This window comes from Bacillus sp. DJP31, from assembly GCF_049310945.1.
Lineage (GTDB): Bacteria > Bacillota > Bacilli > Bacillales > SA4 > Bacillus_BS.
The window spans coordinates 67,575-83,379 of sequence record NZ_JBMERO010000009.1 but is presented as its reverse complement, the minus strand read 5'-3'; the positions used below and the strand labels follow the sequence as shown (position 1 = coordinate 83,379).

The window sequence follows — 15,805 nt, the reverse complement described above, 5'->3', positions numbered from 1 at the left end:
TTGAGACATTTTAGTTATTTATCCGACTTACAGACAGAAGGTATCTTCTATAAGAAACCAGCTATCGTAACAAAATCTTCTTCCAAGGAGATCTTACAATATAGCTTGGGAGCTACTTTATATATGCCATCTACACGACATGACATTGCGAAGCTAGTTATCTCAAGGAAATATTCTGAACTCTGTTCAATGGTATTATGTCTTGAAGATGCAATTGGGGACAATGAAGTCGAGATGGCAGAAATTATGGTCATCAACCATATTCATTCCATTTATAAATCCCTAGAAGAAAACAGGATTTCTACGGAAGAACTTCCACTCATATTCCTTCGAGTACGATCACCAGAACAAATTTTGCGAGTAGGTTATCAACTTGGAGAAGCCCTGAATTGTGTAACTGGCTTTGTTTTCCCTAAATTTTCGGTTTTCAATGCAGCTGCTTATTTAGAAAATTTGACTACGCTAATAAATGAAACGAATATAATGCTTTATGGAATGCCAATATTCGAAACGCCTGAAGTTCTTGATAAAGAGACCAGATTTGAAAATCTTTTAGAGATTAAAAAACGGTTAGAAAGCTACAAGGAGTATATTTTGAATATCCGAATTGGTGCTACTGATTTATGTGGATTATATGGAATCAGACGAAATTACCATACAACCATATATGATATTTCAATCATCCGTGACTTTATCACAGATCTAATCAATTTCTTTGCTAGAGATTATGTGATTTCAGGACCGGTTTGGGAATATTTCAAGAACCCGACCACAAGAATACTAAAACCCCAACTACGAGAGTCTCCCTTTACAGAAACATATGGTGATAAAGGGCTTGAAGTCCGTGCACAATTATTAAATGACTATGGTGATGGCTTGATTAAGGAAACACTTTTGGATCTAGCTAATGGACTTACTGGAAAAACAGTGATCCATCCAGACCATGTGAAGATTGTCCACAGTCTTAATGTAGTGACCAAGGAAGAGTACCAAGATGCGCTGACAATAATCAATAATTCCAACGGAAGTGTTGGAGTCGTGAAAAGTGAATACTCAAACAAGATGAACGAGATAAAACCCCATTACAAATGGGCTGAAAAGGTTTTGAAAAAATCCGAGATTTACGGGGTGTACCATGAAAATCACAACTTCTTCGACTTACTTGCAGAATCAACCTACACTTCAAATCTTGTCTAACATGGCAGTAACGTTAAATATAACGGCTAATCCTCTTAATCTTGCAACGGAACAGTTATTTCAAATGGCTGCAAGAGTCAATAAAAAGAGAGGATTTCTTTTTGTGAGTAAAGTCTTAGGGAAACATATACCTGTTCATCCCTTAAAACCATTACTTACTTCAGGTTTATTAGCCATTGAGTATTATGAACAAACAACTGAAACAACCGTACCTACTAAATCAGCTATCCTTAATGGAATACTGTCAGAGGATACTGCTTCTATAGAATTATCCTATCAATTATTGTCAGAACTTAGCTTGGAGCTTGATCAGGATCCAATTATTATAGGATTTGCAGAAACAGCAACATCATTAGGGCATGCTTTTTTTGATGTTTTTACGAATGCTTTTTATATCCATACCACTCGCGAAAATGTAAGTGGAACAACATCAAACTTAGAATTCGAAGAAGAGCATTCACATGCAGTGGATCAACACTGTTATATTGGACGTAATCAAATTGAAAATGAGAAGCCAGTTATTCTAGTAGATGACGAAATTACTACTGGTAAAACGGCTATAAATATAATACGTACGATTCATACTACATTTCCTCGAAAGAACTATTCCGTGATTTCAATACTAGATTGGCGCTCTGAAGAGAATAAACAGAAGTTTGTAGAACTAGAAAGAGAGCTAGATATAACGATAACTTCGTGCTCCATAGTATCTGGTAACATGGAGTTTATTGGAAGTACATTAGATCGTGTGGATTATAATTATTCACCATCCACTCAGTCCAATGAAGTGAACCATAGAATAGTAGATCTTTCTCTATTTTTCACCCAAAGTAGGTTTGTTAATAAATCCAAGACTTCACCCTATATAAAAGAAACGGGTAGATTTGGGATCAACCATACAGATAGAGCATTTATTAAAAAGGCTTGTGCGAATGCTGGGGAATATTTAGGTACATGCAGAACGGGCTCTAAAACCCTTTGCTTGGGTACAGGAGAATTTATGTATCTACCAATGAGAATTTCTTCTCAAATGGGCGCAGGAGTAAAATTTCATTCAACTACAAGAAGCCCAATTTACCCACAAGTAAAACAAGACTATGGTATACAAAACGGATATAGATTTCCAAATCCTGAAGATGCTGAGGTTCTCCATTATATCTATAATATTCCAAAGGATGAGTACGATGATATCTTTATCTATTTCGAGAGAGAAATAGAAGAGGAATCCTTAAGAGAATTGATGGATATATGTAAAGAACAAGGAATAAAGCAAGTGAACACAGTTATATTCTCTAAGGAGAATGGGAGTGAGAGAATTGAACAATACTCTATCTAAAATAGGAAGTTACCCAGAGCAGGATGTTACGTTCTTATTAAAAGATCTCTCACATATAGAGTTAGAAAAAAGTACGATGGAGAGAGAACAGTCCATACAAAGTGGAGTTCACTACTCTGAAATGCTTCCGATTGAGTATAAACCATTAGATGAATATATGGAGCTATTTTTTGATTCCTTAGAGCGCAGTAAGGAAAAAGTAGCCTTATCTGTTGCCCTGGTTGCTGAACAAATTGTGATGAGAAAGGGACATAACATTGTCCTTTGTAGCCTTGCTAGAGCGGGTACCCCAATTGGTGTATTAATAAGAAGATATATTGAGTTCAAGTATCAAATCTCCATTCCTCACTTTAGTATATCCATCATCCGTGGTAAGGGAATTGATGAGAATGCGTTAAAATTCATATCATCTAAGTACCCTGAGCATACCATTGTTTTTGTTGATGGATGGACGGGTAAAGGCGCCATAACAAAAGAACTAGATACTTCTGTAAAGAGTTTTAACCAAAAATACAATAAGCAATTATCTTCTGAACTAGCTGTTTTAGCAGACCCAGGCTACTGTTCCAGTTTATATGGTACGAGAGAAGATTTCTTAATTCCAAGTGCGTGCTTAAACTCAATTGTTTCTGGATTAGTGAGTCGAACAGTAGCTAATGATTTATGGATTGGACCAAAGGATTTCCATGGGGCAAAGTACTATAAAGAATGGTTATCAGAGGATGTTTCTACTTTTTTTGTAGACACCATTTCGGCTGAATTCCAATCTATCCTTTCAAAGGTGGATTCTGAACTTAAGCCTCTTCTAGAAGCGCATGAAGAACCTACTTGGAATGGTTTAAAATCCGTTGAGAAAATTCAACAAGAGTTTAAGATTGATAACCTAAACTATATTAAGCCCGGTGTTGGAGAAACAACACGAGTCCTATTAAGAAGAGTTCCATGGAAAATACTGATCAACCCAAGTGAAAGACATCATTTGGAGCATATTCTTTTACTAGCAAAAGAACGAGGCGTTCCTATTCAAGAATACACAGGAATGTCGTATAGCTGCTGTGGACTAATCAAACAATTGGAGAAAAACACATGAGAGCATTTGCAAGTGACCTAGACCGAACGTTAATCTATTCTAAAACGATGCTAGATTTATATCCATCAAACAGTCCTTACGAAGTAGTTGAAACCCTTGATGGAAAAGAGATTTCCTATATCTCATTAAAAACCAAAGTTGCTTTGAATAAACTAAATAATGAAATGTACTTTATCCCAGTTACGACACGAACCATTAGTCAATATAAGAGAATTCAACTTTTCCAAAACGAGATCATTCCAGAGTATGCTGTCACTTCAAATGGGGCTCATATCCTAAAAGACGGTTTAGTGGTACAAGAGTGGTCAAGCTTTATTCAAGAAGAGCTAAAAGCTTGTTTGTCGTTAATGGAAATGATAAAGAAAATAGAAGGAATACCTGGACAACGTTGGATAAAAGAAATCAGGCAAGCTGACAGCCTATTCATCTATCTCATTATTGATAGAAATCTTATTACACAAATCGAGATTACCGAACTGGCTGAATGGGCAAAAAATCTTGGATGGCAAATGTCACTTCAAGGTAGAAAACTTTATTTTGTCCCTTTCCCTATTAACAAATGGAAAGCGGTCAAGTTCTTATGTAATGAATTGAAGATTACTAATGTTTTTACAGCAGGAGACTCATTGTTAGACTATGAAATGATCATAAATGGGCACAACGGAATGGCTCCCTTGCATGGTGAAGTATTAGACCACTATCCAACTCTTTCTAAGACCAATTCCTCAGGGATAGAGGCATCAGAGGAAATAGTAGAGTGCGTTCATAACCGCATCCTACTGAATTCTTGATAAAAATTACAGAAAGAATTGAACTTCCTTACTAGTGTAGATACAATAAGTAGTAAGAGAAGAAAAAAATGTAAGATGGGTCATTTACTACGATAGAAGGTATGACCTCGGTCTCCCGAAATTTAGGATAGATAAAGGGGATGACATCGTGAGTGATTATAATAAAATTCAAATTACTCAAGCTAAAATTGATAGTGACAAATGGAAGCTCACTCTCTTTAAGACTCTCCCTGAGCGAACACCTTATGAGAAAAGTAACGAATATAATTTTTGTCAGGTTTCAGGGAGAATTCTAGGAACGAGCTATGATGAATCGGAATATTATCTCTCCCTTCATGAGCTATATATAACTGAAAAGATTTATGTGTTGAGTGAAATCCTGGATAAAACAATCTCCCCAGAACGCTTTCAAGCTGTTCAGAGGATTCACCTGATTCATCAAAAAGAAAAAGGGCTGTCAGTTAATAGATTTGTAGCCTTTTTAGATGGAGAACGATTAATTCCGCCTCATACCAATAATGTGCTACACCGACATATTAGAAGATCACTTATTTCTGTCTTAGAGACATTTCAAGAAAAACATAAGGATGGTTTATATAACCCTGATTTCCGAAGGCTGCTTGTGGACATTGTCAAATGGTCATGGAATCATCTTCATGTTTGGTTAGAAGATATTGACATCGAGCTTGAGATGCCTCGCGTTATTTGGTATGGAGACGCTTCAAAGAGTCAATTGTATTTTCTTTATTACCTCATGATCCTTGGTTGTGATGTCCTTTTATTCCATCCTGATGGAAAAGATGGGTTCTCAGAAATTGATCCGAACCAGAATTTTTCACACATCGTTACCTATCCAGCTACAGGTAAGGTAGGGTATTTCCCAAAAGAGAAACCAGATCGCGGGTCAACTGTTGCCTACCGAGCGACAGAAGAGATTAATAACATCTTATTTCAAGAGGGTTCTCACTTCTATAAACCATGGCAATTTAGAAATCATTCCCCAACATCCGTGACCTTAAAAACAACCTATGACGAATTATTTTTAATTGCAAAAGAAAAAGCGTTTGTTCGACCACATTTCCAAGCTACAAAAGATACGGTTCAAATTCCCTCAATCTTCGCGAAAATTATGGGGATTTCTTCAAATAATAAAGAATATTGGGACCGATTACAAAAGCTTTCTGAATTGAAAAACACAGAATTAGTTCGAAGTTTTCCTTTTACGAAAGAAGTGGTAGCGAATCATAAATTTCATTACCAGCATGCACTAGGTAAAGAGGGCAAGCTTGATCCAAAAAAAATGATCGATAGTAATTGGTGGCAATATAAGCATCTTCCTGTTGGGACGCAGTATGCAATTGCTTTTGTCATTTCAAAGATATGTGCAGATCCAAGACTTATTGCGAAAAACAATGAAAAACTATTGGATGTTCAGATGTATTTATTTACGCAAGCGACTGATATTGCACCTAACCACTTACAATTAATGCAGCTTTTTGATTACTCTCAGGACGTTCCAAAGATTGTTTTGTTTAACACAGAGATCAATGGGTCTCTAACTCGCTCAGACGCAGCAAGGCTTTTACTATTTAATGAGCTAGGGGTAGATATTGTTTTATATAACCCACCAGGTCACAACTGTATAGAGCAGTTTATTGAGTCTAGTGCATTTGATACGCATTGGCTCGAAGAAATGTCCTTTCAACAAGAATTTAAGGAACCATCCTTTTTTAAAAAGCTTATTAAATCGATAAAATTTTAGATTAGGAGTGAAACTGATGACTAATGATACTCAAGTAACGACCCTAGAGAAGAATGAAGAGATCACAGAAGCAAAAGCAAATGATATTCGTGTACAGCTTCGCAAGGACCCTGAGGTTATGAGGTTAGCACAGCAAGTAGATGTGAAGAATCAAATGGAATTATTAGAATTCGGAAAAGAGCCTGCCATACAGATCTCGCAATTCTCAGATCGAATTCTTTCCATGATTCGTTCAACGAGTGTAACCGATTCAGGTGAAATGTTTAAGCAACTAGGGAAAATTATGGACCGTTTTGATAAGAAGGATTTTGAAGAGAAAAAAGGCGGACTTCTAAGTAAAATTTTTAAACAAAGTAATGATATGGTTGAAAAAATCTTCGGTAAATATCAATCATTGGGCGGCGAAATTGAAAAGGTTAATGTTGAGATATCCAAGTATAAGGATGAAATGACTAGATCAACAGTTACACTAGAAGAAATGTATGAAAATAACATTAATTACTATATGTCACTCGAAAAATATGTGGTGGCAGGCCAAATTAAGTTGGATGAACTCACTAACTTATTGCCTTCCATTGAGCAAAAAGTGGCAAATGGGGATCAAATGGCACAGCTAGAATTAGATTCGTTAAAAAATGCCATGCAAACACTAGAGGAACGAATTTACGATTTAGAAATGGCTCGGATGGTATCTTTACAGACAGCTCCACAAATTCGCTTACTACAACGTGGTAATACAAAGCTAATTGGAAAAATTAATTCGGCCTTTGTTATTACGATTCCAATCTTCAAGAATGGTATTATCCAAGCGGTAACTGCTAAGCGTCAAAAGCTTGTGGCGGATTCAATGAGTGAATTAGATCGACGTACAAATGAGATGTTAAAGCGAAATGCTGAAAATATCTCGAGTCAAAGTGTGGAGATTGCTAAGCTAGCAGGAAGACCGAGCGTTAAAATTGAAACAATTGAGGAATCTTGGAATACCATTGTAAAAGGTATGCAGGAGACAAAATCGATTGAAGAAGAGAACAAGCGACTACGTGAGGATGGATTGAAACGTATCTCGCAGCTTCAGGAAAATATAAAGAAAATTGCTCATCAATAAAAGTGTGAACCCTCCATTGTGGAGGGTTCTTTCATTCAATCAGAATTTATCTGTCCTCTTATTTTGTGTAGAAACGGAAGGGGTATTAAAGAGACTAATTTTGGTTATTTTTGTATAATTTCTGATAAAGATGGTATTTTGGCTTATATAGTAGAATTTCGGCTTATAAAAATGAAAAACGGACGATATATCCGGTTTTCCGCTCATAAATGAATTCCGGCATGCCTCAAACCTGCCATAACTCCCATGAACCGTCATTTTTAAGGTTTCTCTTTACTCCTGAGTATTCGGATCCAATTACCATAAACTAATGAATGGATGAAGAACAAAAGGAAGGATGTCCCTATAAATAGTAATGGAAGGAAGGTAATGGTTGAAATGGAGCTACTAATGATGCCTGTAATGACAATGGCAACGACAGAATATTCAAACAGCAAAACAGGCTTTGAATGAAGGATCGCATCTAAGTCCTTGAAGGCTGCCCTTGTTTTTTGATCTCTGGAGAAATGGTTGAATCTCATGATAGATGTCCCCCTATCTCATTTGAATAGTTTATTATATTCTTCACAACAATGATGTTTGCCAAAAATCACTCTTTTAATGTATTTAGTTTTATGAACTACCAAGTTTACTTTGTGAACCACTCTACTTGGAGGAAAAGTAAAAAGAGAGCAAATCATCCATTTCGGACATTCGCTCTCTTTCTTATTACAGTCAATTAATTATTTCATTTTGTTATCTTCCAATACGGAAGGTTGCTTCTTTCGATGCTACCTCAATACCTTGCTCGTTCACTCCGCTAAATACCACTGAGTAAACGCCATTTTTAGCTTTTTTATCCGGTACAAAAACTGTTCTAAAGTTTGTTCCAGTAGCTTCTTTAAGCTGTGTTTCAACCCCACTTGGATTGACTACCTTAACGGACCAAGTAAGCGATTGGTTTGCAGCTGCACTGATGGCGGCTGGCTTTTTAATGCTGACATCTTTGTTAGGTGTCACGCTTACAGACTGAATTTCTGGCATTTCTCCTTGACTTAAACGGTAAATGTTTACTGTTTGTGTGGTCGTTGCTCCAGTTAAATCAACAACGCGTACTGTAAAGGTATTGTTACCTTCCTTTAGGTTCACTTCTGAATTAAAGGTTTGTCATAAGGTGTTGCTTTTGACCATGAACTCATCCCAGCGTTGAACTTCACTTCGTCATCGTTCACGTACACACGAATTTGATCGAAGTTATCTTGAACAGAGATGGAAAGGTTTGTCGTTGCAACTGTATTTGCCACATGAGATGGTGCTGTAACGTTCAAAGTGGCAGGTGTAGTATCAACGAATACAGGTCTTCTCATGATCTGAATTTCGTTTCCTTCAGTGTCAACCGCCTTAATTGAGATTTCGTGAACGCCATCAGCTTCAACTGTTACGCTTGTGCTGAACTTGAAGCGCTCTTGATTTGCTTCAGTAACTTTTGTAATTCAACTGCTGCTCCATTTAGTGTCCTTGACATAGGTGCCAGTCTAAACAAGATCTCTCTTTCTTTTTTCAAATGATTATTATAACAATTCTATTTGAACTTTTTTTAAAACAATCGCTTTTGGAGCATATCATTCTGAGTAAAAGGGATAATCATTTTAAATTATATGATGACATTATAGAAAGTATCGTATCGCTTACATAATTGCCAATGCGCTGTCCATTAATAAAAAACCCTGCACTTCGTGTTAAAGGATATCGCATATTGGTCATACATAATTATTTGGTTTTTTTATATTGTAGATGCCTGGAGAGTTGAAATAAGCATTCTTTATGGAAGAAGACAATATGAGTCTTTGTTATAATCTATGTATGGATGGTAGCACCCACGCTGGGTGTTTTTTGTTTATGTAAATTTAAGGAGAGAACTTTGTTGGCAAATAAACATAATAAATATCTTGGTCCTCGTCGAAAGCGTTGGGGCCAACAAGTACGTCTACTTAATGCGAAGGTTTGGGTGAAAGAAAATCAGGGTAAAAATGTAATTAGAAGATATGCGAAGTGGTATGGAGTTGATTTACTCTGTGCCTTAAATGAATTACAAATACTGGGTTTAACTTTTAGCGCAGAGGAAAAACAGAAGGTTAATCAAGCTTTAGTAATGAAACAGTTGCATAATCAACGCATGAAAGAGAAGAGAGAGAGCCAAAAAGAATTGATGTGGGAAGATGATGATCTTCCTTATTAAGTAGAAATCCTTATTCAGAGAACGGTCATCACAATTTTTCGTTTTTACTATCTTATGGTAAAATAAATGCTATACATAAAAAGGACGTGACGAATTTTGATAAAAATTGAACTACCAACACCGAGTGTAACGATCACTGAAAGAAAGCAAATTTTTAAAGAAGGGGAACCAGTCATAGAGGCAATCAATGGCTTTATCGATTTCCATCTGATTCCAAGGGACAAAGGTGGTATTTTTCTCTTTTTTAATATTCATGATGAACTTCTCTTTGTTGGGAAGGCACGCAAGCTAAGACAACGAATTAAAAAGCATTTCGAGGATACGGTTTCACCTATGAAGATACACAGAGATGAAGTTTACAAAATTGCTGTATGTATCGTTGAAGATGCAATGGAACGAGATCTATATGAGACGTATGCCATTAATACACTCCAGGCAAAGTATAATGTTGAGAAAGTGTATTATAAATAGGATATAAGTAAGATTTTTAGTCCTTGCCTAAGGCAGGGATTTTTAAATTGTTTTAGAAAGAAAGCTGAATACTAGATTACATTATTGATGTTCTTGACTGTAAAAAATATTAATGGGTATAGGAGTTTCTTCCATGCGAAATATCATTGTAATTGGAGCAGGTATACTCGGTGCTTCTACAGCCTATCATCTTGCAAAATTAGGAGCTAATGTAACGTTGGTTGATCGCCATGACCGAGGACAAGCAACAGATGCGGCAGCGGGAATTGTTTGTCCGTGGCTTTCGCAAAGGCGGAACAAAGCCTGGTACCAGCTAGTAAAAGGTGGAGCGAGATACTATCCAAGCTTAATTTCTGAGCTCGAAGCAGTAGGCGAAAAAGACACTGGATACAGTCGTGTCGGGGCAATTTGCTTACACACAGATCTAGATAAGCTAGAGAAGATGGCAGAGAGAGCGCGCAAACGCCGGGAGGACGCACCAGAAATAGGTGAAATTACTATTCTGTCACCTGCGGAAACAAAAAAAATGTTTCCATTGCTCTCAGAGGAATACGGATCTGTTTATGTTAGTGGCGGTGCACGTGTAAATGGTCGGGCATTACGGAATGCTCTCATTAATTCTGCCATAAAGAACGGGGCTGTATTTTTACAGGGGGATGCCTCACTTCTTCACACGAATAACCGTGTGACAGGAATAAAGCTAGGGAAAACTAGTTTGAATGCTGATCAAGTCATTGTTACGGCTGGTGTTTGGGCGAAAGAACTTTTGCAGCCACTTGGTGTTCATTTTTCTGTTACATCTCAAAAGGCCCAAATTGTTCATCTCGAAATGCCGAACAGGGATACAAGTCATTGGCCAGTAGTCATGCCGCCAAATGATCAATATATTCTTACACTTGGCGAGGGTCGGATTGTGATTGGGGCAACACATGAGGATGACGCAGGGCAAGATTACCGAGTAACCGTAGGAGGACTGAATGAAGTCTTAGGAAAAGCAATGGCTGTTGCACCAGGTTTAGCAGAATGTACGATGGTAGAAACAAGAGTAGGATTCCGTCCGTTCACACCCGGTTTTCTCCCTGTCATAGGTGCCTTGCCCAACTTTGAAGGAATCCTACTTGCCAATGGTTTAGGAGCCTCTGGTTTAACAAGTGGCCCCTATCTGGGTTCTGAGCTTGCGAAGTTAGCATTAGGTAAAGAAACCGAGATTGATCTAAGTTTCTATGATGTAGCGGGATCAATAGAGAAGTGAATTTTGGAAGCTGACGTTTCGTGAAAAACGACTCAATCAATTTGATTGAGTCGTTTATTGAGTCTACTTCAAGACTGTGATTTAAGTGTCAATAATCTGTTTCTTCGTTCTGATCGTTTTCCTTACCTGCAAAATCACCAAAGATAGGGCTTCCCTACCATAAACCAAAGCATCGCCATCAATAAGACGATATAAATCCAAATGGACCGCTTTAGCTTAGAGGCGAGTTCATCTTTATTGTGGTCTTCTTCTTGGAACTTTCGAAGTGTTGGCGAGAAAGCTCGCGCTAGAAATAATAAAGAAGCAAACAGGATGATAAGTGTCATGACAATCCATGGTGTGCCCCAGGTCCAGGGTCCTAAAATAACAAGTAGAATGCCTGATACTACGAGCACATGACCTGCATGCTTTGCGAGCCACACAACGAACCGAAATGTATCTAAATAGGCACTCATTTCAGGTTCAATGGCTGTTCTTAGCTTCTTTACAATTGGAAATAGAATAAAGAATGGCCCGATCGATGCAATTACGCTAATAACATGAATGTAAAGTAAGATTCGATAAAGTAAATCCATTTCCCTCTACTCGTTAATTGGGCTGAACTCATGCACCCATACTCTCATATGAGGAAGCCATGGCATTCCTGGGTGATAGGAAAGAATAGAATCCTTATATTCATCAACCGTTTCATATCCCTCATGGCGAGCATGCTCGTCCGTTAATTCACCAAGAGACTGTGAATACACACTGTCCACTCTAAAATTTTTATCTTTTAAGACCATAATCTCTCCAACATCGGCATATCTTCCATTTCTACGTGTCGCCGTTTTCTTGCCTTCAAGAACCTTATTTACGTCGTCAGGCATAGTAACTAGACGATCAATCTCGCAAGTTTTAGGTGGTAGTGCTTTCTGTTCTTCATGCTTAGTCACTTAAAAAAACTCCCTTCAATCTTTGAATCCTATTTACTATATCATATTTTGGAAAAGTTATGAAACCGCGACTGGAAAGGATTTGCCCTGCTCAAAAATAGGGGAACATGTTATGATAGAAACAGTAGTTTGCAAGGAGTGTGAGCAATATTAAAAACATTAGAAAATTTATATATATAACACTAGGTTTTATTTTCATGGGCCTAGGGATATTGGGAGTTATTTTACCGCTACTTCCGACAACCCCATTTCTACTTTTGGCTTCTGTATGTTTTGTCAGGGGATCGAAGAAGTTTGAAGTTTGGTTTAAAGGAACGAAACTATATAAAAAGCATTTAGAGGAATTTGTCAGAGACAGAGCCATGACCTTAAGGCAAAAGATGACGATACTATTGTCAGCAGATATGATGATTGCCATACCATTCATCATGTTGGATAACATCATGGTGAGAATCATGCTGCTTCTAATAGTAGGATATAAATATTATTATTTTTTCACTAAGATAAAGACAGCAAGAATACAAAAGTCTGGTGTAGTTCTGATACAGTCAAAGGATAAGAAGACTGAAGTTTCTTAAATGGCTCCAGTTAAAACGCATGGACAATCCATGCGTTTTTTATCTCAAAATCTTCACTTGAACAGTGGCTCAGTTACTCCCCTTCTAACAATGGCAGAATCAGGATTATGAAAAATAACAAATAGTACACCTAGTACCACATAGAAAAGGCTATAAATAATCCTGTGTTTGCGTAGAAAAAAACAAACAAGCCGTAACGAGCCCGACCATGAAAAATCCATAATAGACTCCGTACTGTACGATTGTGAAAAGATGGAGTACTACAAGAGTTTCGACGATAAGAATCCAGTGACAGTTTATTTCGGTTAATCCAATGCAAAGCCAAATCAGTAAATTTGTCACAGAATAAAAAAAATATAACAGCTAGCCATGCATACAAGAATGTTGAACCCTCTGTCCAAACCTGCTTTCACACCAATTAACATGGCCTGTGTGAGGAGTCGCAAAATAGACATAAGTAAAAATTGATCCTGATTTCCCTTTTTGTGACTAATTGTACTCATAGAAATCACCTCAACTTTTGACTCCTTATTCTAGATAATCAGCGATTCCCCATGACACCCCAAAAGCTTGCGTCCTCATCACGAAACAAATTTTGCCCATCATGCATGTAGAGTACAGAATATGCCTTTTTTGATTCACCGTAATTGTTTGGGACATACACACGTTCCGTTCTTTCTCGGTTGAATGGGGTAATGGTAATTGTGAATTGTTCAATCATGGTTAGGCCCCTTTGTTTATAGATTGTTCTATAAACTTCACAAATTCAGCTCGATCCTCTTCTTTAGTAAAGGTACGCTTGGGAACAATATAGGCACTTACAGAACTGTTATAAATGAAGAAGTAATCGTCTGTATCCATGAACTTTTCGATTGTAGACCACTGTGATTTTGTTGAATTTGTCTCACCTTCATCAAAAATCCCCTCGGACGTAAGGGTCATCTCTCGTTTGCCTAGAATATTGGAATTTTTCCCTTCTTTTATCATCCTTCTCGTTGTTCTCTCAATGCTTTTATTCATAAATATCGGAAAGAGAAAAAACCAAGTAAATCCAAGTAAAGTCATCATCCCGAGCATAATCATAAAAAGTAACTGGTCATCACGGGCAAATAGAAATGGCATCACAATAAAAAGTAGGGGACCGATGAGGCGTTGAATTTTAAGTGAACGTTTGATTGTTTCCGAATGACGTGCATGATGCAAGTTAAAAGCGACATAGTCTTCCTCTAGTATTTCATAATGGATTTTCATAGATAGCTCCTTTTACAAGCTTGAGATTATCATAATAGTACCATTTTAGATATATTATAGTCATTATTTTACAGACAAAACGATTTAAAAAATGAACCGCCAAAGATGAGGGCCGTTATATTTAATAAGTTGGGTTCTTATTTTACTCAAAATCTAAGAATCTTTAGAAACAAGTTTCTGTTTAGTTGCAAAAGCATTTCATTGAATTCCACATATAGTAATAAAAGAGAAGATAATGATAGAGGTGCATGAGAAATGGAAGCTTATGCAATAAAGAAGAACACCCAACTTAAAAATGTGATTATTATCCCCAAATTCCTAGCCAAACGGCTTACTATTTCCGACAAGGGCCCTTATTCGTTTGAGACATGGAATTCTTACAGAAAAGGTAAACGTAAATGTTTCTAAAAGTAGAACTGAACGGGAGCCTGTGATCTCGGAGGATCTTATGAACAAACTGTTTATTAGTGAGTCGAGAAGGTATGAGTTAATTTACCATAATGCTGAACTTGTTCTAGGTCCTTTCATAGGGATTTTACTTCCTAGTTCAGAAAAGTGGGTAAATGGAATAGAGGGCAAGTTAAAGAGGTATATTCATCACTTTGATCAAGTTGGTGGGACAATCAAAGCTTTTTCTTTATCTGGAGTGGATCAAGAGAAGTCGACTGTTAAAGGTTATTTATATGACCCAGATAAAGGAGATTGGATTAGGGGTATATACCCGCAACCTGGTGCAGTTTTTAGTCGAGTTTCTTTAAATGAAAAATGGAGAATATATTTTGAATCATTAATTGGAAAGAAGATATTTAATAACTATCGTTTTACTAAATGGGATATGTATGAATGGTTACAAACCTAATCCTGAACTGGCCAAACATTTACCTGAAACGATCTTGTTTAAAGACACTATTGATGTGTATCATTTATTAAAAAAATGCCAAAAAGTTTTTATCAAGCCGAAAAACGGAAGCTTAGGTAAAGGAATTATGGAACTCTCTACAAACAAAAATGGGTTTCTCCTGAGATATAGAAAAAAAGGGCAAAACAAAGAACATGCTTTTTCGGACTGGAATCTAGCATCTGAGTTTCTTAAAAGTAGATTAAGGGAAAATGAATTCATAATCCAGAAGGCATTAGACATAACAACGCATCAAAAAAGAAAAATTGATTTTCGTATGATTGTGGTTAAGGATTCTACCGGAGACTAAGAAGGATAAAGGTCTTTTTGCAAGGTAGGTCCAAAGGAGAGCATCTTAAGTAATCGAGCGAGTGGAGGCACTATTGAGATTGGGGAAACTACCTTACTTCGAGTATATGAAATGACAAAAGATGAGTCTGCGGAACTTAGAAGTAAAATGGCAGCCATTGCTATTACATTCGCAGCTAAATTAGATACATTTTATCATTATGGAAACTTCGGAGTTGATCTTGCCATTGATAGAAATATGGAAATTTGGACCTTGAACTTACTAGTAGAGACCCCCATCACAACGTTGCAGTGAGTGCAGGCTGTCCAGAATTGTTTTATGAAGCGTGTCTTTCTAATATGCAAAGCTGCTGGATGGATTTGGTGATAGTTGATTACTAAACAACCGTAGAAGGGTTTATTAGAATCTTTGAGCAAGCTGAATTTTTAAGCTTGCTTTCTTTTTGAATGGACAAGGTGCTTGGGATCTCCTTTTACTAAATACTAAATCGGAATTTTTACGTGACTTTTATGTTGGTGTATCTTCTGGTGCTCAGTGAAGATATTGGTTTATTATGTATAATTCCTTATAAATGTAGTGTTTCGGCTCATATATTTGAACTTCGGCTTAAAAAA

18 protein-coding genes and 1 pseudogene are annotated in these 15,805 nt (G+C 37.0%); 12 read left to right on the top strand and 7 right to left on the bottom strand.

What is annotated here, in order from left to right; genetic code table 11:
* The 6 genes from ACOI1C_RS10490 to ACOI1C_RS10465 all read left to right on the top strand — a co-directional run bounded on the left by ACOI1C_RS10490 (position 1) and on the right by ACOI1C_RS10465 (position 7,281).
* The gene (locus ACOI1C_RS10490) at positions 1-1,197 is read left to right on the top strand and encodes an HpcH/HpaI aldolase/citrate lyase family protein (protein WP_422510482.1); all 1,197 of its coding nucleotides are present in this window, start codon (positions 1-3) and stop codon (positions 1,195-1,197) included.
* Positions 1,136-2,533 carry a phosphoribosyltransferase family protein gene (locus tag ACOI1C_RS10485; RefSeq protein WP_422510481.1) on the top strand — a complete coding sequence of 466 codons (1,398 nt, stop codon included), beginning with the start codon at positions 1,136-1,138 and terminating at the stop codon, positions 2,531-2,533. The genes ACOI1C_RS10490 and ACOI1C_RS10485 overlap by 62 nt, the downstream gene beginning before the upstream one ends.
* Positions 2,514-3,623 (top strand): cysteine protease StiP family protein, encoded by a 1,110-nt coding sequence (locus ACOI1C_RS10480; RefSeq protein ID WP_422510547.1) that lies wholly within the window; start codon positions 2,514-2,516, stop codon positions 3,621-3,623. Before ACOI1C_RS10485 ends, ACOI1C_RS10480 begins: the two co-directional genes overlap by 20 nt.
* Entirely contained in the window at positions 3,620-4,414 is a 795-nt protein-coding gene (locus ACOI1C_RS10475; RefSeq protein WP_422510480.1) for an HAD family hydrolase, read from the top strand. The genes ACOI1C_RS10480 and ACOI1C_RS10475 overlap by 4 nt, the downstream gene beginning before the upstream one ends.
* A gap of 148 nt (positions 4,415-4,562) precedes the next feature.
* Complete coding sequence (locus tag ACOI1C_RS10470) at positions 4,563-6,176, top strand: YceG family protein (RefSeq protein WP_422510479.1); 1,614 nt, start codon at positions 4,563-4,565, stop codon at positions 6,174-6,176.
* Between the two features lie 16 nt (positions 6,177-6,192).
* Positions 6,193-7,281, top strand: a complete 1,089-nt coding sequence (locus ACOI1C_RS10465; RefSeq protein ID WP_422510478.1) for a toxic anion resistance protein — start codon at positions 6,193-6,195, stop codon at positions 7,279-7,281.
* 260 nt (positions 7,282-7,541) lie between these two features.
* On the opposite strand, the gene ACOI1C_RS10460 is transcribed toward ACOI1C_RS10465, so the two are convergent.
* From ACOI1C_RS10460 to ACOI1C_RS10450, 3 genes are all read right to left on the bottom strand, one after another.
* Entirely contained in the window at positions 7,542-7,802 is a 261-nt protein-coding gene (locus ACOI1C_RS10460; protein WP_422510477.1) for a hypothetical protein, read from the bottom strand.
* Between the two features lie 214 nt (positions 7,803-8,016).
* Positions 8,017-8,409, bottom strand: coding sequence for a hypothetical protein (locus tag ACOI1C_RS10455; protein WP_422510476.1), 393 nt, complete (start codon positions 8,407-8,409; stop codon positions 8,017-8,019).
* On the bottom strand, positions 8,406-8,627 hold the full coding sequence (locus ACOI1C_RS10450) for a hypothetical protein (RefSeq protein ID WP_422510475.1): 222 nt from the start codon (positions 8,625-8,627) through the stop codon (positions 8,406-8,408). Before ACOI1C_RS10450 ends, ACOI1C_RS10455 begins: the two co-directional genes overlap by 4 nt.
* Positions 8,628-9,184: 557 nt before the next feature.
* On the opposite strand from ACOI1C_RS10450, the gene ACOI1C_RS10445 reads away from it, so the two are divergent.
* The 3 genes from ACOI1C_RS10445 to ACOI1C_RS10435 all read left to right on the top strand — a co-directional run bounded on the left by ACOI1C_RS10445 (position 9,185) and on the right by ACOI1C_RS10435 (position 11,222).
* The gene (locus tag ACOI1C_RS10445) at positions 9,185-9,499 is read left to right on the top strand and encodes a hypothetical protein (RefSeq protein WP_422510474.1); all 315 of its coding nucleotides are present in this window, start codon (positions 9,185-9,187) and stop codon (positions 9,497-9,499) included.
* A 96-nt stretch (positions 9,500-9,595) separates the two neighbouring features.
* Positions 9,596-9,970: a nucleotide excision repair endonuclease gene (locus ACOI1C_RS10440; RefSeq protein ID WP_422510473.1), complete on the top strand. Its 375-nt coding sequence runs from the start codon at positions 9,596-9,598 to the stop codon at positions 9,968-9,970.
* A gap of 133 nt (positions 9,971-10,103) precedes the next feature.
* Positions 10,104-11,222 (top strand): NAD(P)/FAD-dependent oxidoreductase, encoded by a 1,119-nt coding sequence (locus ACOI1C_RS10435; protein ID WP_422510472.1) that lies wholly within the window; start codon positions 10,104-10,106, stop codon positions 11,220-11,222.
* A 134-nt stretch (positions 11,223-11,356) separates the two neighbouring features.
* Here the strand turns inward: ACOI1C_RS10435 and ACOI1C_RS10430 are convergent, their stop codons facing one another.
* Both ACOI1C_RS10430 and ACOI1C_RS10425 read right to left on the bottom strand, forming a co-directional pair.
* Positions 11,357-11,797, bottom strand: coding sequence for a hypothetical protein (locus ACOI1C_RS10430; RefSeq protein ID WP_422510471.1), 441 nt, complete (start codon positions 11,795-11,797; stop codon positions 11,357-11,359).
* Positions 11,798-11,803: 6 nt separating this feature from the next.
* On the bottom strand, positions 11,804-12,088 hold the full coding sequence (locus ACOI1C_RS10425) for an ASCH domain-containing protein (protein ID WP_422510546.1): 285 nt from the start codon (positions 12,086-12,088) through the stop codon (positions 11,804-11,806).
* 206 nt (positions 12,089-12,294) lie between these two features.
* Between ACOI1C_RS10425 and ACOI1C_RS10420 the strand changes: the two genes are divergently transcribed.
* Positions 12,295-12,732, top strand: coding sequence for a YbaN family protein (locus tag ACOI1C_RS10420; protein WP_422510470.1), 438 nt, complete (start codon positions 12,295-12,297; stop codon positions 12,730-12,732).
* Between the two features lie 541 nt (positions 12,733-13,273).
* On the opposite strand, the gene ACOI1C_RS10415 is transcribed toward ACOI1C_RS10420, so the two are convergent.
* On the bottom strand, positions 13,274-13,453 hold the full coding sequence (locus ACOI1C_RS10415; RefSeq protein ID WP_422510469.1) for an alpha/beta hydrolase-fold protein: 180 nt from the start codon (positions 13,451-13,453) through the stop codon (positions 13,274-13,276).
* 2 nt (positions 13,454-13,455) lie between these two features.
* Entirely contained in the window at positions 13,456-13,983 is a 528-nt protein-coding gene (locus ACOI1C_RS10410; RefSeq protein WP_422510468.1) for a YcxB family protein, read from the bottom strand.
* Positions 13,984-14,431: 448 nt separating this feature from the next.
* Between ACOI1C_RS10410 and ACOI1C_RS10405 the strand changes: the two genes are divergently transcribed.
* Complete coding sequence (locus ACOI1C_RS10405; RefSeq protein ID WP_422510467.1) at positions 14,432-14,842, top strand: hypothetical protein; 411 nt, start codon at positions 14,432-14,434, stop codon at positions 14,840-14,842.
* A pseudogene (locus ACOI1C_RS10400) lies at positions 14,823-15,485 on the top strand (YheC/YheD family protein). The gene ACOI1C_RS10405 and the pseudogene ACOI1C_RS10400 overlap by 20 nt, the downstream one beginning before the upstream one ends.
* The last annotated feature ends 320 nt before the right edge of the window (positions 15,486-15,805 follow it).